Below are 19,353 nucleotides of genomic sequence, written 5' to 3' on the forward strand. Positions count from 1 at the left end.
GAAGGGACCGGCGGGTTACCTCTGGATGTGCTCGTCCGGGTCGCCTCAGTTCAGATATTGGTGGCGCCGGTTCTCGGCAGACCCGGGCGGACCGGGTTGATGACTTGGTTGGTGACGCCGGTCGGGGCCGGGTCGGCCGGTTTCGTCCCGGGTACCGAGGCGCTCTCAGCGGTGCTCGGCGACGGGGTGGGCCGGGTCGGGTGGCTTGCCGGGTCGAACGGGTCGGTTCCCGCCTTCACTTCCTCGGCGTTGCTGAAACCGTCGCCGTCATCGTCGGCGTTCAGGTCGAAGGACGGTTTGGCGGGCTCCGTCGCGCCGTCGCCCTTGGCCGTGACGACGATGCACCCGTCGGCGAGGGTGTATCCGCTCCAAGTGGGTCTGGTGTAGCCGTCGGCGAGGTGGCAGTAGTGGCTGACCTTCAGGTCGCGCGGATCACCGAAGGAACCGGTGTTGGGGCTCCAGCGGCCGGGCGCGTGGATGGTGGGCGCGGGACCCTCCATCCTCACCGAGGTCAGGGCGTTGCTGCCGAAGGCGCGTTTCGCGATGGTGGTGACCTTGGCCGGGATGGTCAGCGAGACGAGGTTGTTGTACTCGAAGGCGGCTTCCTGGATCTCGGTGAGTTCCTCCGGCAGGGTCACCGACGCCAGTTCGTTGCTGTGGAAGGCCCGTTCCGGAATGGTGGTGATGGATTTCGGCAGCCTCAGCGAGGTGAGCTTGTTGCCCGCGAACGCCTCCTTGCCCAGGGATGTCACGGTCTCCGGGATCTCCACGGATGTGAGTTTGTTGTTGGAGAACACCCCGGCGGCCAGCGACGTCAACCCCTTGGGGATGGTGACACCGGTCAGGGCGTTCGCCTCGAACGCGGAAGCGCCGACGGAGGTGACCGATTCGGGCAGCACCAGCGAGGTCAGGCGGCACGACGCGAAGGCCGCCGGCCCGATGGTCGTGAGCCCGGCCGGGAGGTCGACCGAGGTGAGGTTGTTGTTGACGAACGTGGAAGCCTTGATCTCGGTGAGTTTCTTCGGCAGCACAACGGTTTTCATGTGATTGTTCATGAACGCCTGTTCGCCGATACCGGTCACCGAATCCGGGATCACCAGATCGTCAATGGAGTTTCCGTAGAAGGCGGCCTTCCCGATTTCCTCAAGCCCTTCGGGTAACGTGACGGCCTTCAGACGGGCCGAACGCAACCCTTCCTCACCGATGCGCTTTACCGGGTAGGTGGTGCCGCCGTGGCTGACGGTGGCGGGGATGGTGAGGTTGCGGGCTATCCTGGCCCGGTTGAAACCGACCAGCGTCGCCCCTTGCCCGAGCGCGTCCGGATCGACGCGATAGGTCACGGCGTCCACCTCGACATCGACGGTGGCGGCGTGGGCACCCGTGGTCTGGAAAGCGAATCCCAGGCCGGCGACGAGGGCCACGGCGAGCCCTCGACGGAAGAACAGACGAGACATGTGAAGTTTGCCTTTCCTATTGGACCGGGAAAGCATGCCATGGATATCGCGATCTGGCCATCAGGCAATCAACGAAGGTGAGGGATATCCGTTCCGATGGCAACGCGGCCCTCACCTCGCGCGGCGAAGCACCGCTCCTTCTCCACCTATTTTCTTCGCGCACGAATCAACCCCCCTCCCCTCGGGCAACGACCCCTCCCCGACAGATTCGCCGGAAAAACGGATTGGGAAGCGTTTCGCCAACGGCAGTGACATTTCCTGTTTCCCCGGCGAATCTGCCGGGTGCCGGTCAGCGGGCGGCGAGGTACTGCTCCGCCAGAGCCTGCCGGACGGCGGGGACCGCCTCAGCCGCGACCTCCTCCACCGGGACCTCCAGCAACCGGGCGACTGCGGCGATGGTCTGCCCGACCGTCAGGTCGCCGTCGAGGGCCCCAAGCACCGCGCCCGTGACGGTGCTCAGACGCATCCCGCGCAGCAGCCCGGTGCGCTGCCGCAACACCAGGTGTTCGGGGTCGGCGGCCCCGGGCTGACCGGTGGTCTCCGCGACCACTCCGGTCAGGCGCGGGGTCAGCGACAGCAGGTCGGCGGTATCGAGACGGGCGGCATCAACGGCCCCGGCGTGTGCGGCGAACACCTCCCCGACCGGCTGGGCGACGGCGTGCGGCCACGACTCGCACCGGATCTCGGGTTTCTCGCGGCCCGCGTTCGTGAGCAGGATCCAGCCCATGCCGACCTCGTCGATGCCGAGGTGGTCGAAATAGGCCAGCCATTCGCGGTAGGTGGGTTCCCATTCGGGACGTCCCGTCAGACCCGCGTCGGTCAGCCACATCTCGATGTAGGCGAACCGGTCGAGGCGTTCGCGTTCGATGGCGAACAGGTCACAGCCGGAACCGTCCACCCACGAGGCGAGCCGCTCCTCCCACGGCTCCTGGGTGACGGCCCAGTTCGTCAGCAGCTGGAGGCTGCCTCCCGGGGCCAGGTGGGCGGGGGCGTCACGGACGACGGCCTCCACCAGGCCGTCGGCGGTGAAGGTGGATTCGCGGTAGGTGAGGCGTTGACCACCGGGTGGGCTCATCACGTAGGGCGGGTTGGAGACGATCAGGTCGAACCGTTCCCCCGCCACCGGTTCGTACAACGACCCCTCCCGGAAGTCGACTTCCACGCCGCTCAACGCCGCACCGAGGCGCGCGAGCCGCAGGGCACGCGGGTTGAGGTCGGTGGCGACCACCCGGTCGGCGTGGCGGGACAGGTGATAACTCTGCACCCCGCATCCCGTGCCGAGGTCGAGGGCCCGCCCGACGTGACCTCGCATGGTGATCTCCGCGAGGGTCAGGGACGCGGGTGAGGCCCCCAGCACGTAGTCGGGCCGGGTCGGTTCCACGATCCCGTCGAGCCCGGGGGTGAGGTCGCTGACCAGCCACCCGGAGGCGCCGTCGTCGGGTGAGGCGTAGGGCCGCAACTCGACCACGGCCCGCACGGATCCCCCATCCGCGGCGATGATTCCCTCAGCCACCACGTCCGGGAAACACCCGCCGAAGGCGCTTTCCGCGTCCCCGGAGGGCACCTGCTGCCTCAGCAGGAACATCCGGATCAGCGTCGCGAGGGGGTCGCCCGCCCCGGCCAGGGTGACGTCGGCGGGCAGGGTGCAGTTGCGGTGCAACCCGGCCTGCCCGGCCTCCCCGATGCGTTCCAGCACGGAGTCGGTGGTGTAGTCGATCTCGATCAGCCGGTCACGCAGCCGGGAAATGTCCATGCCGACACCATAGGACCCCCGAGCGGGTGTTCGTGGCATTCCCGGCCCCTCCTCCCCGCCCCGAGGCCCCGCACATCCCGGCCCCTCGCAGACCCACCCGGGAGTTCCTTGACTTCGTCCTCGTCGGCGCTTAGCGTCGAGAACACGGTGGCCCGCTGCGCACGATCCAGCGGACCGGGACCACCGGAACATCTCCCATCGACCCGAGAACCGGAACGAGGCGAGAACATGAAAACCAGGCAAATCATCATGGGGCTGCTGCCGGCGCTCTGCCTGCTCGGCTGCTCCACCACCGTCCCCGCGACCCCCTCCAACGGGCCCGCGCAGCCCAGCCCCATCAGCAACAGCGATCCCCAGCCCAGCGGGGAAATAACCGGCGCCGAACTGAAGGGCACGGTCCTCGACGAGAACGGCGCGCCGATAGCGGACTGCCTCATCGAGATCAAGGGGGACACGAGGGAACTGGCCATCGTCACCGACACCTCGGGGATGTTCTCAGTCGGAATCCGCCGCGGCTCGCAGCACATCACCGTCAACTGCGACAAGCACCAGATCTACCAGAAGGAAGAGTTCCCGGTTCAGGTCCCTGAAACCGACGAGTTCGAGCAGACCTTCACGGTCCAAAGGAAATAGACCGGGGTCTCCCCGGTTGCGCAGCACTCAACCCGGTTTCGGGCGCGAAACGAGGCGTTTCCCGCGTTGAGTGCTGCGTCACCGTGTTGTCCGGAGACTCCACTGCGCGGCTGCTCGCCATTCCTGGAGGAGTCGTGCGTACTCCCCGGATGCCTCAGCCAGATCGGCCGGGGTGCCTTGCTCGATGATGCGTCCTTCACGCATCACGATGACGACATCGGCGAGTTCCAGCATCGCGGGCCGGTGGGTCACCACCACGGTGGTGTGGTTGTGGCGGATCCGTTTGATGCTGTCCACGATGGCGTGTTCGTTGCGGGTATCGAGGGCCGAGGTGGCCTCGTCGATCAAGAGCAGAGGTGCCTCTTTCGCCAGGGCGCGGGCGATACCCACCCGTTGGCGTTCCCCGCCGGAAAGCTGGCCGCCCAGTTCACCCACCGGGGTGTCCCAGCCCGCCGGTGCCTGTTTCAGGATGGGGGTCAGCATGGCGGCTTCCGCGATGCGGTCGAGATCCGTCCGGGTGAGGTTCGGGTTGACGGCCAGCAGGTTGTCCCGCAGGGATGCGTCGGCCAGGACCGTGTCCTGGAAGACCATGGCTGTGTTGCCCCGCAGCTGGTTCGTCGTGGCCTCGGCCGGGTTGTCGCCGCCGCCCAGTGTGATGGTGCCCGTGTCGGGGGTACTCAGTCCCGCCAGGGTTCTGATGAGGGTGGTTTTGCCCGACCCTGAGCCGCCGACAACCACGGTGACCGTTCCCGGCGCCAGGTCCAGGTTCACATCCGCGAGTCCGACGGTGCCGTCGGGATGGGTCAGTTTCAGGTTTCGGGCCCGCAGGTGCGGCGCCTCGGACATGGGAGGCGAGGGGTTGATCGGGGTGGTCTCGACGATGGCCCGGACCTCCTGGAGGCTGCGGTTGATCGCGACAACTCCGGCGACGGTGCCCGCCACCGTGGTGACCTGTTCCAGGACCCGCAGCAGCACGATGATCAGGGTGGCCGCGGTGATCGCGTCGATCACACCGGAGTCGAGGGCCAGCCAGGCCGTGAAACCGAAACCGAGCAGCACCGCCTGCAGCACGAGGCTGAACAGGAATTGGCCGGGGATCTGCCACAGCAGGAGTTTCAGCACCCGGCCCCGGGTTTTCCCGATGGCCTCGGTGACCAACCGGTTCCCCAGGGACAGGTTGCGTGCCGTGCGCAGCGACGGCTGGGCCCAGGCGAATTCGAAGAGCCGGTCGTCGAGCTCCTCGGTTGCCGCCGTGTAGGCGCGCTGGGCCCGCGACTCCAGGGCGGTGCCGGCCCGCAACGCCACCAGCGCCAGGAGCCCGCCGGCCAGTGTGACCACCCCGATGGGAGGTGAGACGACCAGGAGCCCCAGTCCCAGCGCCAGCGTGAAAGCCACGGCGGTTACCACCGGGGTTATCAGCAGGATCACCCCGGAGGTGGCCTCGGTGGCTCCGCTGGCCATCAGGGTGCGCAGCGAAGCGGCCCGCTGCGGGGTCATCTCGGGCCACGCCAGGACCGCTCCGGGTGTGCGCTGCTGGATGGTGCGCATCACGCTGATCCCGAGACGCAGCCCGCGCCGGGCGGCGAGCATGTCCGTACCCCAGGCCGCGACGATCAACCCCAGCAGCGCCGCCACCCACGGGGCGCCGCTGGCCGGGGAGTCGCCGAACAGGGACCTGCCCAGGGGGAACAGCACCAGGACAGCGCCCGCCTGGAGTGTCGCGGAGGCGACGGCCAGGACCAGGTAGGTCCAGAAGTCGCGCCTGTTCGTGATGGCGTGCAGGTGTCGCAGCATCACCGGCTCCCCTCAGGTCCGGAGCCGGCGCGCCACAACTCGGCGTAGGTTCCGTTCCGGTCGAGCAGTTCCTGATGGGTTCCGGATTCGGCGATGGCACCCTCGCGCAGCACGACGATCCGGTCGGCGTCCCGTACGGTGTGGAGCCGGTGGGCGATCATGAGCACGGTGCGTCCCGTGAGCAGGCGGTCCAATCCTTGGCGGATAGCCCATTCGGAGTCCGGGTCGGCCGCGGCGGTGGCCTCGTCCAGGACCACGATCGGGGTGTCGGCCAGCAGCGTCCGGGCGATCCCGATGCGTTGACGTTCCCCACCCGAGAGCCGGGTGTTGTCGACGACGGTGGCGTAGCCCTGCGGCAGCTGCATGATGCGTTCGTGGATCTGGGCCGCCTCCGCCACCGCCCGCACCTGTTCGCCGGTGGCATCCGGCCGGCTCAGGGCGATGTTGTCGCGCACGCTGGCCCGAAGCAGCTGCACGTCCTGCAGCAGGATCGCGACCTTTGCGTACAGCTCATCGGAGGAGAGATCGCGGATGTCGACGCCGTCGATGCTGACCCCTCCTTCCTGCGGGTCCCACATCCGCGCCAGCAGCGCGGCCACCGTCGACTTGCCCGCCCCGGAAGGACCCACCAGAGCCGTGACCTGCCCGGATTGGAGTTCCAGGTCCAGGGCCGGCAGCACCGCCGGTCCCGCTCCGTAACCGAACCTGACACCCGCGAACCGGACGTGCCCCGGGGGTGCGTGCCGGCCGCCGGAGGGAGCCAGGCCCGGTGTGCCGAGCAGCCACTCCAGGGAGTTGCGGGCCGTGAGGGCCTGTGTCAGGACACCGATGCCCGATGCGATCCCGATCAGCTGGGCCCCGCACGAGGTACCCACGATCAGGAAGACGATCAGCTCCTCGGGACGCATCCAACCCGCCGAGACGAACGCCCACCCGGCCAGCACCAGCAGGCCCAGCACCGTCGTCGGGCGGTTGATCATGACGGCCTGGGTTTTCGCCAGCGAGGTTTCCCGCTGCCACCGCTCCACGACATCACCCATCCGGTGCAGCGTCTCCGGTAGGTCGACAACAGCCCTTGGACCGAAAACCCGAGCCTGGTCGATCGTGCTGAGGAAGGTCTGCGCCTGCCCCGAGGCCAGAGCCGAGGTGCGCTGCACGAGGGCGTTCTTGTCGGCGTCGCGCCGCGAGATCCGGATCATCACGAACAGGAACACGACCAGCGGTAGCAGCAGCACCAGGGCGAGCCGCCACTGCACCACGAACAGGTAGCCCAGGGTCACAACCGGCGTGACGACCGCGGCCACGAGGTCGAGCACCGAATGGGTGACCACGTAGTGCAGCGCGGCCACGTCGTCGCCGACCAAGGTTTTCACATCCGCCGCCTTGCGGTTGGTGAACCAGCCCAGCGGCAGCGTGCTCAGCTTGTCCATCAGACGCCGCCGCAACGCAGCAGCGAACCGGGCGTCGTAGAGGTGCATGCCGAACAGCAGCACCGTGGTGCCGGTAGCGCTCAGGGCCATGACCAGCAGGGCCGCAACCCCCACCGCGATGAACTCGCCCACTCCGGCGCCGCGCAGGAAAAGCCGGGCCACCTCGGCGAACAGAATGAACGGCACGATCTGCACCACGGCGAGCAGAGCCTGCGCCAGGCCACCCACGACCAGCGCCCCACGGGCCGGGGCCAGGACCCGCACCGGGGCGGGTGCAACGGTGGGCACCGCCGTGGGTTGTGGTTCCTGTTCCCGGGCGGCCTGCTCCAGGACACGCGATTTGCCCATGGCACGCCCCCTCACCCAGTAGGCGTGGGCGTGGAGCGTGGCCCGGTTCAACCCGAACTCACGCTCCAGCGGGGTGCGGGCACGCCGGGTCGCGAGGGACTCGGCGGTGACCCAGGCGTACCAGCCGGTCCAGTCCCGCCCGGAAATGGCCTGCGCCAGACCCTGCCCGTCGGGCAGCTCATCCACCCAGCGGGCCTCGATGTTCGGACCCGACGGCAGCGGCAGCTGGACATCACGCTCGTCGTGCTGTTCCAGGTACACCACGACGGGATGCTCCTGCGGGATCGAGGACGCCAGGGCATGAATCGCCGGGTAGGACGCCAGATCACCCAGGAAGAGATACCCTCTGGGCGCCGGATCGAGCAGCTCGAAGGGTTCCTCACCGAACCGCATCGCCACGATCTGATCACCCGGCTCACACGTGGTGGCCCAGTAAGCAGCAGGGCCCATCGGATGATGAATGACAAAATCAATCGCAAACTCCCCGGTCCCCGGATCCGCCTCAGCCAGCGTGTAGCCCCGCTGGAACTGTTTCGCCCCACCATCCGGATCCGGAAACCAGGCACGCACCCAGTTCCCGGGCGCCTCCCCGCCGGGGGCGAGCAGCGTGTCGGAGTGCAGGAACACGCGCACGAAATGGTCCGCGCGATACTCGCGTCCCATCACCGTCAACACGTGCTCCCTCGCCCCGAGTCCCTTGAGCACCGCCCCCTGGATCCCTTTACCCACGACTGATCCCTTCAGGAAGTTTTGCCTAACCTCATCATCGTGCACTCGGGTCGCCAGGTTTCAGTCGTCTCATTGCCGGCGGTGGGGCGGGGAGCGTCCCGGAAACGTCATCCGGCCGGCCCGTGCTCCCCCGGGGCCGTGCGGGTCAGTGCACCCTCGCGAGGATCTTTCCGGCGCGGTCGATCACGACGATCTCCACTTCCACCGGCGCCCCGCCGAGGACCGCCAGTGCCTCGTCGCGCGCCGAGTCCGCGATCAGCTGCGACAGGTCGATGCCGGCCTCACCGGCGAGGGTGACGGCGTGGGCGACGGTGGCGACCTCTCCGATCGCGTCGGCCAGCTCCGGTGAGGCACCGGCCCCCTCCACCAGTTGGCGCAGATGACCGGGCTGGATGCGGGTGCGGTGGGAGTGCAGGTCGAGGTAGCCGGCCGCCAGTTTGGAAAGCTTCGCAACCCCGCCGACGATCGTGAGCCTGGGCAGCGGGTGTTTGCGCAGGTATTTCAGGACGGCGCCGGCGAAGTCGCCCATGTCGAGCAGTTCGATGCCCGGGTACAGCTCCTCGGCCACCCGCTCCGATGTCGATCCGGTGCAGGCGGCTGCGTGCGTCGCACCGCTGGCGATGGCGACGTCGATGCCGCGGTGGATCGACGCGATCCACGCCGAACACGAGTAGGGCACGACGACACCGGTGGTGCCCAGGACGCTCAACCCTCCGAGCACGCCGATGCGCGAGTTCCAGGTCTTCTCGGCGATGCGCGCACCGTCGTCGATCGAGACGGTCACGCGCACGTCGGGCGCGACCCCGAGGCGCTCGGCGGCGGCGGTGATGTTGGCGGTGATGTACTCGCGGGGTTTCGGGTTGATGGCCGGCTCCCCCACCGGCAGCGGCAGCCCCGGCAGGGTGACGGTGCCGACGCCCTCGCCGCCCGCGAATCTCACGCCTTCGCCGGGCTCGCCGGGTTCGACGACCACCCGCACGACCGCGCCGTGGGTCACGTCGGGGTCGTCACCGGCATCCTTCGTGACCGCCGCCATCGCCCGCCCGGGCCACAGCCGCCACTGGGTCAGGGCGAACGCAGCCTCACGCCCGCCGGGCAGCACGATCCCGACCGGGTCGGGGAACTCGCCCGTTTCGAGGGCGACGAAGGCGCTGGTGGCGGCCGCGCAGGCGCATGCCCCCGTCGTCCAGCCGGGTCTCAGCTGCGACGACTCCAGCTGCGCCTTCCGGCCGCGGGGACGCAACGCCTGGCGGCCCTCCGCGGCCAGGGCGGGATCCGCGTCAGCGGTCATTCGTGGTCTCGGATCGGCTGGCCATCGCGTTCACCGCGGCAACCGCCATCGCGGAGCCGCCACGGCGACCGAGGACCGTGATGTAGTCGACACCGCTGTCGTCGGCGACCAGCGCGTCCTTCGACTCCGCGGCGCCCACGAAACCGACGGGGATGCCGATGATCGCCGCGGGCCTGGCACCGGTCTCCCGCATCACCTCGAGCACCCTGAACAGCGCGGTCGGGGCGTTTCCGATGGCGACGACCGCGCCGTCGAGCAGGCCGTCCTCCTGCCACAGATCGACGGCCGCTGCGGTTTTGGTGCAGCCCTTCGCCTCCGCGATCGCGGGCAGGCGCGGGTCCTTGATGTGGCAGATGATCCGGGTGTGCTCGGGCAGGCGGCTGCGGATGATGCCGGTGGCGACCATCGACGCGTCACACAGGATCGGCGCCCCGGCCTCGAGGGCATTGAGGGCGGCGGCGGCAACACCCGGCGTGAAGGCGATCAGGTCGGCGATCGCCGGGTCGGCAGCGGCGTGGATCATCCGCACCACCACGGGCTCGACATCCTCGGGGAAACGCCCCAGGTTCGCCTCCTCCCGGATGATCTCGAACGAGCGGGCATAGATCGGGCTACCGGTCTTGATGTAGTCATTGGTCACACCTCCAAGACTATGGCAGTCACCGCCGCCCACCGGCCAGCCCGAGCGGCCGGCACGCCCCAACCGGGACACGCATCGACCTTTCGGATAGGACCTCCGCGCCGGAACTGGCTAGGCTGTCCCGCGACAAATGACCAATCAGCTTGCCGACAACGAAGGAATCCGGTGCGAATCCGGAGCGGTGCCGCCACTGTGACCACCCAGGTGGGAGCCAGACACTTCGGGCCAGCCAAGACCGAACGGGCGTAGCACCCGAGGAGGGCCACATGAGTGTTGACCGCACCCTGTCCGGAGTGGGGGTGGGCCCCGGCGACCCTGACCACGTGACCGTTAAGGCGTTGCGGGCCCTGGAGGCAGCCGACGTCATCCTCGTGCCGAGCACCGAGGCCCGTGCCGGTGGCGTAGGCCGCGCCGAGGAGATCGTGTGCACCCACCTGCCCGCCAAGGCCGACGCGATCCGTCGCATCCCGTTCTCCATGGCCGAGCGCCGCGGCATCGGGCACCGCCGCGCCAGCGCGTGGGAGGCCTCCGCCACGGCCGCCGTCGAGGCGTTCGAGGCCGGCGCGAAGCGGGTCGCGTTCGCCACCGTCGGCGACGCATCGGTGTTCTCGACCTTCTCGTACCTGTGCGACCTGGTGTCGCGGCGCGTCGAGGTCAAGGTCGAGGTCATTCCCGGGATCACCGCCATGCAGGCCATCGCCGCCTCCAGCCGCACCCCGCTCGTCGAGGGCCAGGAGATCCTGTCCCTCGTGCCGTGGACCGTCGGACCCGAGACCCTGGCCCGCGTCTGCGAGGTCTCCGACACCGTCGTCATCTACAAGGGCGGCCGAGAGATGACCGAGCTCCGCGCCGTGCTGGATGCGCAGGGCCGCCTCGACGGGGCCATCCTCGGCACCGACCTCGGGTTGCCATCCGAACACCTCGTGCCCCTGTCCGAGGTGACCGACCGCGCACCCTACTTCAGCACCGTCCTTGCCGCACCGAGACGTTCCACCACCGGAGGGAGAATATGAGCGGACTGAGACTCGACCCGAAAGGCCTGGTGGTCTTCGTCGGGGCAGGCCCCGGGGCCGACGACCTGATCACCGTGCGTGGCGCCCGCGTCATCGCCGAGGCCGACATCATCATCTGGGCCTCGTCGCTCGTGCATCCCGGGATCGTCGCCAGCCACAAGCCGGGTGCGGAGGTCATCGACTCCGCGTCGATCCCCCTGGAGGACCTGGTGCCGCTGTACACGCGGGCCCGTGACGAAAAACTCCTCGTCGCCCGTGTCCACACCGGCGACCCGAACATCTACGGGGCGACGGCGGAGCAGCGCGACCTGTGCGCCCAGATCGGCATCCCCACCGAGACGATCCCCGGCATCTCGGCGTTCTCCGCCACCGCGGCCCGGGTCGACTCCGAGCTGACGCTGCCGGAGGTCGCGCAGTCGATGATCCTCACCCGCCTCGAGGGCGGCCGCACCCCAATGCCCGAGAAGGAGACCATCCGCTCGTTCGCGGCCCACGGCACGACGATGTCGATCTACCTGTCGGCGGCCCGCAACAAGCAACTGGAGGCGGCCCTCCTCGAGGGCGGCTACCCCCCGGAGACGCCGTGCATCATCGGCTACCGCGTGACCTGGCCCGACGAGGCCATCTGGCGGGTCCAGCTGAAGGACCTGTCGGCGACGATGAAGGAGCACAAGCTCTGGAAGCACACGATCGTGCTCGTCGGCCCGGCCCTGGCCACCGACCGCGCCGCCAAACGCTCCCACCTGTACCACCCCGGTTTCCGGCACGAATACCGCGCCGCCGACAAGGCCGCCGCAACCGACCTGAGGGAGCACGGCGCCACCACCTACAACCTGGAGAACGGAGACAACACATGATCACGGTCCACGGGCATCTCGGCGCCCCCAGCGAGGAGCTGCGCCGCGCCGTCGCCGCCGCATCCGTGGTGGTCGGCGGACGCCGTCACCTCGATGAGCTGGCCGTCCCCGAGGACAAGCGAATCGTCCTGGGTGGCCTCACCCCTGCCGTCGAGAAGATCCGGCAGCTGCCTGAGGACACCGATGTCGTGATCCTCGCCTCCGGCGACCCGCTGTGGTTCGGTGTCGTCCGCAAGCTGCGGTCGATCGGGCTGCGTCCGAAGGTCGTCACGCGCGCATCCTCGGTGGCCGAGGCGTTCGCCCGTGTCGGACTGCCCTGGGACGACGCCATCACGGTCTCCGCGCACGGCCGTCCCATCGACGCCGCCATCGCCGCGGCGCGCCGCTACGCGAAAGTCGCGGTCATGACCGACCCGCGCGAACCCCTCTCGCAGCTGAGCGATCCCCTGGCCGGCCTCGACCGGACCTTCGTCCTGGCCGAGCGTCTCGGCGAGGACGACGAACGCGTCCGGATCATGACCGGTGAACAGCTGGCCGCGGTCGAGGACGTCCGGAACCCGAACGTCGTGCTCGTCCTGGAACGCCACCCCGACGCCGAATGGGACGAGACGGCCGTCGACACCACCGCGCCCCGCCGCGTCGCCGTCCCCGAGGTCGCGGTGGAGCGGCTGACCGCGAATGCGCTGTCCGACCTGAAGGTCGGGCAGGTTTTCTCCTCCGAGGCCGCCCGAGCCCGCGCCGCCCAGATCGACGAGCTGCTCGGCGGGACCCAGATCTACGACGGATCCGCCACCGAGGGGCTGCGCAAGGCCTTCGAAGAATGCGACCTGGTCGTCTCGCACATGGCGATCGGCGCCACCACCCGCATCCTCGCGCCGCTGCTGGACTCGAAGAAAACCGACCCGGGTGTCGTCGTCATCGACCAGGGCGGGCATTTCGTCGTGCCCCTGCTGGGCGGGCACGTCGGCGGTGCGAACGAGCTGGCCGAGAAACTGTCGGAGGCCCTCGGGGCCACCGCGGTGCTCACGACCGCCACCGACTCCCTCGGCATCCCCGCTCTCGACACCCTCGGCTGGGCCCACAGCGGCGATGTCGCGAGCGTGACCAGCGCGATGCTCGACGGCCGTCCCGTGCGGCTGGTGCGGGATCAGCCGTGGCCGATGCCGCCGCTGCCGGCCAATGTCACCGAGGACGCGGTCTCACCGGTCGCGGAGATTCTCGTCACCGACCGCGACGCCTCGCAGCTGCCGGCCGCCGAGCTGCCGCGGGTCGTCCTGCATCCCCGCTCGCTGGTGGTGGGCATGGGCTGCAACCGCGGCACCTCGGAGAAGATCCTGCGCGCCCACCTGGAGGCGACCCTCGAGGCTGCGGGCCTGACGATCCACTCGGTCGCGGCGCTGACAAGCGTCGACGTCAAGGCGCGTGAGGGTGGCCTGATCCGCCTCGCCAAGCACCTGGGCGTACCGTTCGTGTGCTACGAGGCCGCCGAGCTGGCTGGCATCGAGGTGCCGACCCCCTCGGATGTTGTCGCCTCCGAGGTGGGAACGCCGAGCGTCTCCGAGGCCTCCGTCATCCGCCGCGGCGCCGAGCTGATCGTGCCGAAGACGAAGTGCCCCGACGCGACGTGCGCGATCGGCCGGGTTCCGGCGCGCGGCGAGTTGCGGGTGGTCGGTCTCGGTCCCGGTCACCGCGACCTGCTGACCCCGATGGCGAAGCAGGCGATCGAGACCGCCCGATACGTGGTCGGCTACATCCCGTACGTGCGGCAGATCCGTGACCTGGTCAACCCCAACGCCGAGACCCACGCCACGAAGATGGGCACCGAGGAGCAGCGGACGGCGTTCGCGATCCAGAAGGCGCGCGAGGGTCACCCCGTGGCGTTCGTGTGCTCCGGCGACCCCGCGATCTACGCGATGGCCTCCCCCACGCTCGAGATCGGCACCGAGGGTATCGACGTCAAGATCATCCCGGGTGTCACGGCGGAACTGGCCGCATCCGCGCTGCTGGGTGCGCCGCTCGGCCACGACCACGTCACGATCTCCCTGTCCGACCTCCACACGTCGTGGGAGGACATCGAGCGCCGGCTCCAGGCCGCCGCGGAGGGTGACTTCGTGACGGTGCTGTACAACCCCCGCTCCCGCAAACGCATCGCCCACCTGCCCCGGGCGCTGGAGATCCTGGGGGCGCACCGCCCCGCTGACGTTCCGGTGATGGCCGTCTACGAGGCGTTCCGGCCGAAGCAGCACATCAGGTGGGCGCCGATCGGTGAGTTCAATCCCGAATGGGTTGACATGCACACCATCGTCATCGTCGGTTCGTCGACCACCAAACCGGTGGCGACGGGGGTCGGTGAAACAGCCATCGTCACACCGCGTGACTACCAGTGGATGGGCAAGATTCAAGGAGGAAACTGCTGATGTTCAAGGAACTGACCAACGTGCCGCTCGTCATCGCCGCGCACGGCACCCGTGACCCGGAGGGTGTGGCCGTGTGCCGTGCGCTCGCGGAACGCGTCCAGGCGAAACTGCCGGACACGAAACTGGCGATGGGTTTCGTCGAATTGACGGAACCGAGCATCCCCGAGGCCGTGGCCGAGGCCTTGGAGGGCCTCGAGCCGAAGGGCGAGACGGATGCCGTCGTCGTGCCGCTGATGCTCGCGACCGGCGGGCACGTGCGGATCGACATCCCGGAGGCCATTGACGAGGGACGCGGCGCGGCCAGGGTCGCGTACTCGGCGGCGCTGCTGGGCAGCCCGCTGCTGGATTCGGCGGTGCGCAACCGCGTCGTCGAGGCGCTCGGCGAGTGGCGTCCCCAGGACACGGCATGTGTCCTGGTGGGTCGCGGTTCCCCCGTCACCGAATCGAACGCGGAACGCTACCGCCTGGCCCGGACCCTCATGGAGGAGGCGGGGCTCCGCAGCATCCACCCCGCGTTCATCCAGGTGTCGCGGCCGTCGGTGCCGGAGGCGCTGAACCACGCGAAGGCCACCGGCGCGAAACAGATCGTCGTCGCCCCCCATTTCCTGTTCCCGGGCAAGCTGCGGACCTGGAACCTGGATCAGGTCGCCGCCTGGCGCGAGAACAACCCGGACGTCGAGGTGCGGGTCGCCGAGGTCATCGGTGACTGCGACGAGCTGGCCCAGCTGGTCGTCGACCGTTATCTCGCGGAGCTCGACGCCGAGGGCTTCGGCGAAGGCGCCCCCGGGTTCATGTCGAACCTCGTGCTGAAGGACCGCGACGTCCTGGTCGTCGGCGGCGGCGCCGTTGCGGCGCGGCGCATCCCCCGGCTGCTCGACGCCGGGGCGAAGGTGCGGGTCGTCGCACCGAACCTCGGGATCGCCGTCGGCCGGCTCGCGGCGAGCGGCGCGATCACCGCCGAGCAGCGCACCGCCAGGGCGGAGGATGTCGGCGAGGCCTGGTACGTCCTGGCCGCCAGCAACGACCCGAACGTCAACGCGATGATCGCGGCCGAGGCGGAGCGTCGCCACACGTTCTGCTGCCGGGCCGATGATGCGCTGGGAGGCACCGCGACGACCCCGACGACCGCCTCCGCCGGTGGTTTGACGGTAGCGGTGATCGGCGACCGCAACCCGCGTCGCTCGGTGCGGGTCCGCGACGAGCTGCTGCAGGTCCTGCAGGACTGAACCCAGCCGCGCGAGGGCACCCCGCCCGGGTGGGGTGTTGTCGCGGGGACCGGAGGTGTTGTCCGGTTGGGCGGCGGTGTTGTCGCCCAACCGGGGGATGTGGAAAAGGAAATCCCTGCGGGTCCTGCCTCCCATGGTGAAAGTGTCACCGGATGAAAGGCATCCGGTGGACACTTGAAAGGGGAAGCCATGTCCGAGTCCACCAAGAGCATCGCCCGCGTCGAGAAGAAGCAGCCGCTCTCGCGTCGTTTCGCCGAACGGGGACTCACCACCGTCGAGTACGCCATCGGCCTGTTGGGCGCCGCGGCCGCAGCAATGTTGCTGCTCCGCGTCTTCAACGACAGTTCGCTTTTCGACACGATCATGAAGTGGGTCACCGACGTTTTCACGAACGTCGCCCAGCACGACAACTGACCGGCATGCGTGGGGCGGATGCATCCGCCCCACGCCTCCTGGTGGAGGGGCCGGGGGCGCGGGGTGAGGAAGTGTTGAAGGCCGTCGCCGACCACCCGGTTTCTCCGGCGCCCCGCCGCTGGAGGGCCGGTCGCATCGGCTGGTTCGGGCGTCGCAGGGCCCGCCGTGAGCAGCGGGGCATGGTGACGGTGGAGTTCGCCATCGGGCTGGTCACGTTGGTGACGCTGGTGTCGGCCCTGGTCGGTCTCGTGCTGCTGGGGGTGGCCCAGTCGGGTATCCAGACCGTCAGTTCGGAGCTGGCCAAGCACCTGTCCCGGGGCGATGACGCGCTGGCGGAGAAAACCAAGGAGAAGGCGCCCGAACGGGCACGCATCGAGATCGAACGCGCCGAGGCGGGGGTGCGGGTGACGACCCGCTTGGAGGTCCCCATCCTCAACCTCGGTGCCATTCCGCTCGAGGCCGTCGCCTGGGCCCACTGGGAACCGGGGGTCGGGCCATGAGCGCCGCGGGAAACCCGGGGTGTTCCCGGGTCCGTGACGAGCGGGGAGTTGGGACGGTGCTGGTCGCGGGAATCTGCCTGGGGCTGGTGCTGGTCGCGGCCACCGCCGCGTTGATCACCGGTTGGCTGGCCCGCGCGGAAAAGGCCCAGGACGCGGCCGACCTGACGGCCCTGGCCGCCGCGGCGGCCGAGGCGGACGGTGACGACGCCTGCGCCGAGGCCTCGAAGGTGGCCTCCGAGAACGGCGGGCGCCTCACCGGATGCGAGGTGCGGGGGCAGCGTCCCCGGTTCGTGGTCGAGGTGACGGTGACCCTGCCGTTGCTGGAGGGCCGCGGTTTCAATCCCGCCGACGTGGAGCGAAGCGCCACTGCGGGGACGGTGTGAAAGGAGACGGTGTGAAAACCATCCGGGGTTCCGCGGACAGGTCCCGTCCCCGGAACCGATCGACTCGCCCCGCCCACTGGAGTCTCAGAGGATCCGGCGCAGCAGTTCGGTGGCCGCCGTCTTGTCGAGAACCTGGTTGGCGTTGCCGCATTTCGGGGACACGACGCAGGCCGGGCAGCCCGATTCGCAGCGGCAGGTGCGCAGCCGTTCCAAGGTCGCCGCCAACCAATGCTCGGCCACCTCGTGGGCGCGGGCGGCGAATCCTGCTCCACCGGGCAGGCCGTCGTGGACGAACACCGTCGCCAGGCCGGTGTCCGGGTGGCGGGCCGTGGAAACCCCGCCGATGTCCCAGCGGTCGCAGGGCGCGAAGGCCGGCAGCAAGCCGATGGAGGTGTGTTCGGCGGCGTGCGCGGCGGCCCCGAGCCGCAGCGAACCCCAGCCCAGTTCCCGTTCCAGGGTCTCCGGGACGCTCCACCACACCGCCTGCGTGGTGAGGATGTGTTCCGGGCAGTCGAGCGGGGTGGAGTCGAGCACCTCGTGGGTGGTTTCGTCGCGGCGCAGGTATCCGGTGACCTGCCAGCTGAGCCGCACGTCACCGAAGTGCAGGGTTGTCGAGCCGAGTGGTCGCGACCGGCGCTCCCGCAGCACCGCGATGTCCTGGGCGGATTCGGCCTGGGTGTACCAGGGGTTGTGGGCCGCCACCACCATGGCGCTGCGTTCCTCGACATCCAGGTCGGTCACCACGAAAGAGCATCCCTGGTGGAGGTAGACGGCGCCCCGGTGGACGGTGCGGTCGGCGGCTGCCGGATCCACCACCCCGATCACCTGCCCGGTGGAGCGTTCGATGATCTCCACGGGCCGGGGGGTGGTGGATCGCAGGTTGATGTGGTCGACGGCGCGGTCGGGACGGGTCCAGTACCACGTTCCGCCGCGGTCCCGCAGCACCTTCCCGGCGGCGAGGTGAGCTGCCAGTGGCAGGGCGGTGGGTCCGAACCAGCGTTCGTCGGCGGCCGTCAACGGTTGTTCCTGCGCGGCGGCGGCCAGGTGTGGGCCGAGGACGTGCGGGTTCTGCGGGTGACAGATCGCGGCCTCGACGGGGGCGTCGAAAATCAGTTCGGGATGTTGCAGCAGGTAGGCGTCGAGGGGGTTCTCGCGGGCCAGCAGCACCACCAGCGCCTCCCGGCCCGCCCGGCCCGCCCTTCCGGCCTGCTGCCAGAACGCCGAGAGTTTCCCGGGGAACCCGGAAACGAGCACCGCGTCGATGCCGGAGACATCGATGCCGAGTTCCAGCGCGTTCGTGGTGGCCAGCCCGAGGATCTCCCCGGTTTGCAGCGCGGCCTCCAGGTCGCGGCGTTCCATGGCCAGGTAGCCGCCACGGTAGGACGCGATCCGCCCCGGTTCGGCGGCCAGTTCCGCCGCCTCCAGGCTGGTCAGTTCCGCCCCGGCACGGGATGCGACGAAGGCGAGGGTCTGGGTGGCGTCGTCCGCCAGGCCCGCCAGCAGCCGGGAGGTGTCGCGGTTGAGGCTGGCCGAGGGTTGCCAAAGCACGACGGTGCGGGCGGCGACCGGGGCGGTCGAGTCGGCGACCACCTCCACCCGGTCCTCACCGATCAGGGCACCCCCGAAGTCGGCGGCGTTCGGTGCGGTGGCGGAGCTGAGCAGGATGGTCGGTTCGGCGCCGTGGGCGGCGGCGAGGCGTCGCAGCCGCCGCAGCACCTGCGCGACGTGCGCCCCGAAAACCCCCTGGTAGCGGTGGGCCTCGTCGATGATGACGTAGCGCAGCCCGCCCAGCAGCGCCGACCAGCGGCGATGGTTCGGCAGCACGGAGAAGTGCAGCATGTCGGGGTTGGTGAGCACCAGGTTGGCGTGTTCGCGGGCGAATCGCCGCTCGGCCTCGTCGGAGTCGCCGTCGAGGGCACCGATCCGCACCGGTCCCGGGGCCAGGGCCCCGGCGGCCCGGGCCTGGTCGTGGGCCAGGGCCTTGGTGGGTGCCAGGTACAGCGCGGTGGGGCGTCGCAGCGCGAATCCCCTGCCGCGGCCCGCCCTGGGTTCCCGCAGCGCGGCGAGCACCGGCATCAGGTAGGCCAGCGATTTCCCGGAACCGGTGGGGGTGCAGATCGCGGCGTGCCTGCCCGCGCGGGCCAGCTCCGCGAACTCCACCTGGTGCCGCCAGGGCCGGTCGATGCCCGCGGCCCGGAACCCGTCGACGAGTTCCGCATCGAGCCAGCCGGGCCAGTCGGCCCACGCCCCCGGGGAGGCGGGCCGGCGACGCACCACCACCGCCTCCTCGGCCCCGGTCACCCACTCCCAGTTCACCCGCCCAACTCTGCCACCCCTCGCCCACTGATCGGGCCGGGCCCATTTCATGAAGCCGGTTCAGCCGGGCCGCGAGCACCCCCCAAGCCGGTTGAGCCGGGCCGCGACGAAGGAGCGACCCGAGTCGAAACCACCCCGGACACCCACAAGAGGTT

15 protein-coding genes and 1 riboswitch are annotated in these 19,353 nt (G+C 69.6%); of the genes, 8 read left to right on the forward strand and 7 right to left on the reverse strand.

Annotation, left to right across the window (positions count from 1 at the left end; genetic code table 11):
- Positions 1–50: 50 nt before the first annotated feature.
- A complete protein-coding gene (locus ACO6D6_RS06720) occupies positions 51–1,454 on the reverse strand; it encodes a leucine-rich repeat protein (RefSeq protein WP_484784310.1) in 1,404 nt (467 codons plus the stop codon).
- A gap of 289 nt (positions 1,455–1,743) precedes the next feature.
- Complete coding sequence (locus ACO6D6_RS06725; RefSeq protein ID WP_484784312.1) at positions 1,744–3,246, reverse strand: DUF7059 domain-containing protein; 1,503 nt, start codon at positions 3,244–3,246, stop codon at positions 1,744–1,746.
- Positions 3,247–3,435: 189 nt separating this feature from the next.
- Between ACO6D6_RS06725 and ACO6D6_RS06730 the strand changes: the two genes are divergently transcribed.
- Positions 3,436–3,840 (forward strand): carboxypeptidase-like regulatory domain-containing protein, encoded by a 405-nt coding sequence (locus tag ACO6D6_RS06730; RefSeq protein ID WP_484784313.1) that lies wholly within the window; start codon positions 3,436–3,438, stop codon positions 3,838–3,840.
- A gap of 78 nt (positions 3,841–3,918) precedes the next feature.
- On the opposite strand, the gene ACO6D6_RS06735 is transcribed toward ACO6D6_RS06730, so the two are convergent.
- From ACO6D6_RS06735 to ACO6D6_RS06750, 4 genes are all read right to left on the reverse strand, one after another.
- Entirely contained in the window at positions 3,919–5,634 is a 1,716-nt protein-coding gene (locus ACO6D6_RS06735) for an ABC transporter ATP-binding protein (RefSeq protein ID WP_484784315.1), read from the reverse strand.
- Positions 5,634–8,141, reverse strand: coding sequence for an ABC transporter ATP-binding protein/permease (locus ACO6D6_RS06740; protein ID WP_484784318.1), 2,508 nt, complete (start codon positions 8,139–8,141; stop codon positions 5,634–5,636). The genes ACO6D6_RS06735 and ACO6D6_RS06740 overlap by 1 nt, the downstream gene beginning before the upstream one ends.
- 145 nt (positions 8,142–8,286) lie before the next feature.
- Positions 8,287–9,432 carry a cobalt-precorrin-5B (C(1))-methyltransferase gene (locus ACO6D6_RS06745; protein WP_484784320.1) on the reverse strand — a complete coding sequence of 382 codons (1,146 nt, stop codon included), beginning with the start codon at positions 9,430–9,432 and terminating at the stop codon, positions 8,287–8,289.
- On the reverse strand, positions 9,422–10,072 hold the full coding sequence (locus tag ACO6D6_RS06750) for a precorrin-8X methylmutase (protein WP_484784322.1): 651 nt from the start codon (positions 10,070–10,072) through the stop codon (positions 9,422–9,424). Before ACO6D6_RS06750 ends, ACO6D6_RS06745 begins: the two co-directional genes overlap by 11 nt.
- A gap of 103 nt (positions 10,073–10,175) precedes the next feature.
- A riboswitch (cobalamin riboswitch) is annotated at positions 10,176–10,313 on the forward strand.
- A gap of 25 nt (positions 10,314–10,338) precedes the next feature.
- Between ACO6D6_RS06750 and cobI the strand changes: the two genes are divergently transcribed.
- The 7 genes from cobI to ACO6D6_RS06785 all read left to right on the forward strand — a co-directional run bounded on the left by cobI (position 10,339) and on the right by ACO6D6_RS06785 (position 16,882).
- Positions 10,339–11,085 carry a precorrin-2 C(20)-methyltransferase gene (gene cobI / locus ACO6D6_RS06755; RefSeq protein WP_484784324.1) on the forward strand — a complete coding sequence of 249 codons (747 nt, stop codon included), beginning with the start codon at positions 10,339–10,341 and terminating at the stop codon, positions 11,083–11,085.
- Positions 11,082–11,942: a precorrin-4 C(11)-methyltransferase gene (cobM, locus tag ACO6D6_RS06760; protein ID WP_484784326.1), complete on the forward strand. Its 861-nt coding sequence runs from the start codon at positions 11,082–11,084 to the stop codon at positions 11,940–11,942. Before cobI ends, cobM begins: the two co-directional genes overlap by 4 nt.
- Positions 11,939–14,359 (forward strand): precorrin-3B C(17)-methyltransferase, encoded by a 2,421-nt coding sequence (gene cobJ, locus ACO6D6_RS06765; protein WP_484784329.1) that lies wholly within the window; start codon positions 11,939–11,941, stop codon positions 14,357–14,359. The genes cobM and cobJ overlap by 4 nt, the downstream gene beginning before the upstream one ends.
- On the forward strand, positions 14,359–15,585 hold the full coding sequence (locus ACO6D6_RS06770) for a CbiX/SirB N-terminal domain-containing protein (RefSeq protein ID WP_484784331.1): 1,227 nt from the start codon (positions 14,359–14,361) through the stop codon (positions 15,583–15,585). Before cobJ ends, ACO6D6_RS06770 begins: the two co-directional genes overlap by 1 nt.
- Before the next feature lie 189 nt (positions 15,586–15,774).
- Positions 15,775–15,999, forward strand: a complete 225-nt coding sequence (locus ACO6D6_RS06775; protein ID WP_484784333.1) for a DUF4244 domain-containing protein — start codon at positions 15,775–15,777, stop codon at positions 15,997–15,999.
- 5 nt (positions 16,000–16,004) lie between these two features.
- Positions 16,005–16,499, forward strand: coding sequence for a TadE family type IV pilus minor pilin (locus ACO6D6_RS06780; RefSeq protein WP_484784335.1), 495 nt, complete (start codon positions 16,005–16,007; stop codon positions 16,497–16,499).
- Positions 16,496–16,882 (forward strand): Rv3654c family TadE-like protein, encoded by a 387-nt coding sequence (locus ACO6D6_RS06785; RefSeq protein ID WP_484784337.1) that lies wholly within the window; start codon positions 16,496–16,498, stop codon positions 16,880–16,882. The genes ACO6D6_RS06780 and ACO6D6_RS06785 overlap by 4 nt, the downstream gene beginning before the upstream one ends.
- 84 nt (positions 16,883–16,966) lie before the next feature.
- Here the strand turns inward: ACO6D6_RS06785 and ACO6D6_RS06790 are convergent, their stop codons facing one another.
- Complete coding sequence (locus tag ACO6D6_RS06790) at positions 16,967–19,198, reverse strand: DEAD/DEAH box helicase (protein WP_484784339.1); 2,232 nt, start codon at positions 19,196–19,198, stop codon at positions 16,967–16,969.
- Between the last annotated feature and the right edge of the window lie 155 nt (positions 19,199–19,353).

This window comes from Arachnia sp. (genome assembly GCF_057238465.1).

What these genes read in the sequence shown, in the direction of transcription:
- ACO6D6_RS06720 (WP_484784310.1), bottom strand. Translation starts at nt 1,454, where the DNA reads ATGTCTCGTCTGTTCTTCCGTCGAGGGCTCGCCGTGGCCCTCGTCGCC.
- ACO6D6_RS06725 (WP_484784312.1), bottom strand. Translation starts at nt 3,246, where the DNA reads ATGCCACGAACACCCGCTCGGGGGTCCTATGGTGTCGGCATGGACATT.
- ACO6D6_RS06730 (WP_484784313.1), top strand. Translation starts at nt 3,436, where the DNA reads ATGAAAACCAGGCAAATCATCATGGGGCTGCTGCCGGCGCTCTGCCTG.
- ACO6D6_RS06735 (WP_484784315.1), bottom strand. Translation starts at nt 5,634, where the DNA reads ATGCTGCGACACCTGCACGCCATCACGAACAGGCGCGACTTCTGGACC.
- ACO6D6_RS06745 (WP_484784320.1), bottom strand. Translation starts at nt 9,432, where the DNA reads ATGACCGCTGACGCGGATCCCGCCCTGGCCGCGGAGGGCCGCCAGGCG.
- cobI (WP_484784324.1), top strand. Translation starts at nt 10,339, where the DNA reads ATGAGTGTTGACCGCACCCTGTCCGGAGTGGGGGTGGGCCCCGGCGAC.
- cobM (WP_484784326.1), top strand. Translation starts at nt 11,082, where the DNA reads ATGAGCGGACTGAGACTCGACCCGAAAGGCCTGGTGGTCTTCGTCGGG.
- cobJ (WP_484784329.1), top strand. Translation starts at nt 11,939, where the DNA reads ATGATCACGGTCCACGGGCATCTCGGCGCCCCCAGCGAGGAGCTGCGC.
- ACO6D6_RS06770 (WP_484784331.1), top strand. Translation starts at nt 14,359, where the DNA reads ATGTTCAAGGAACTGACCAACGTGCCGCTCGTCATCGCCGCGCACGGC.
- ACO6D6_RS06775 (WP_484784333.1), top strand. Translation starts at nt 15,775, where the DNA reads ATGTCCGAGTCCACCAAGAGCATCGCCCGCGTCGAGAAGAAGCAGCCG.
- ACO6D6_RS06780 (WP_484784335.1), top strand. Translation starts at nt 16,005, where the DNA reads ATGCGTGGGGCGGATGCATCCGCCCCACGCCTCCTGGTGGAGGGGCCG.
- ACO6D6_RS06785 (WP_484784337.1), top strand. Translation starts at nt 16,496, where the DNA reads ATGAGCGCCGCGGGAAACCCGGGGTGTTCCCGGGTCCGTGACGAGCGG.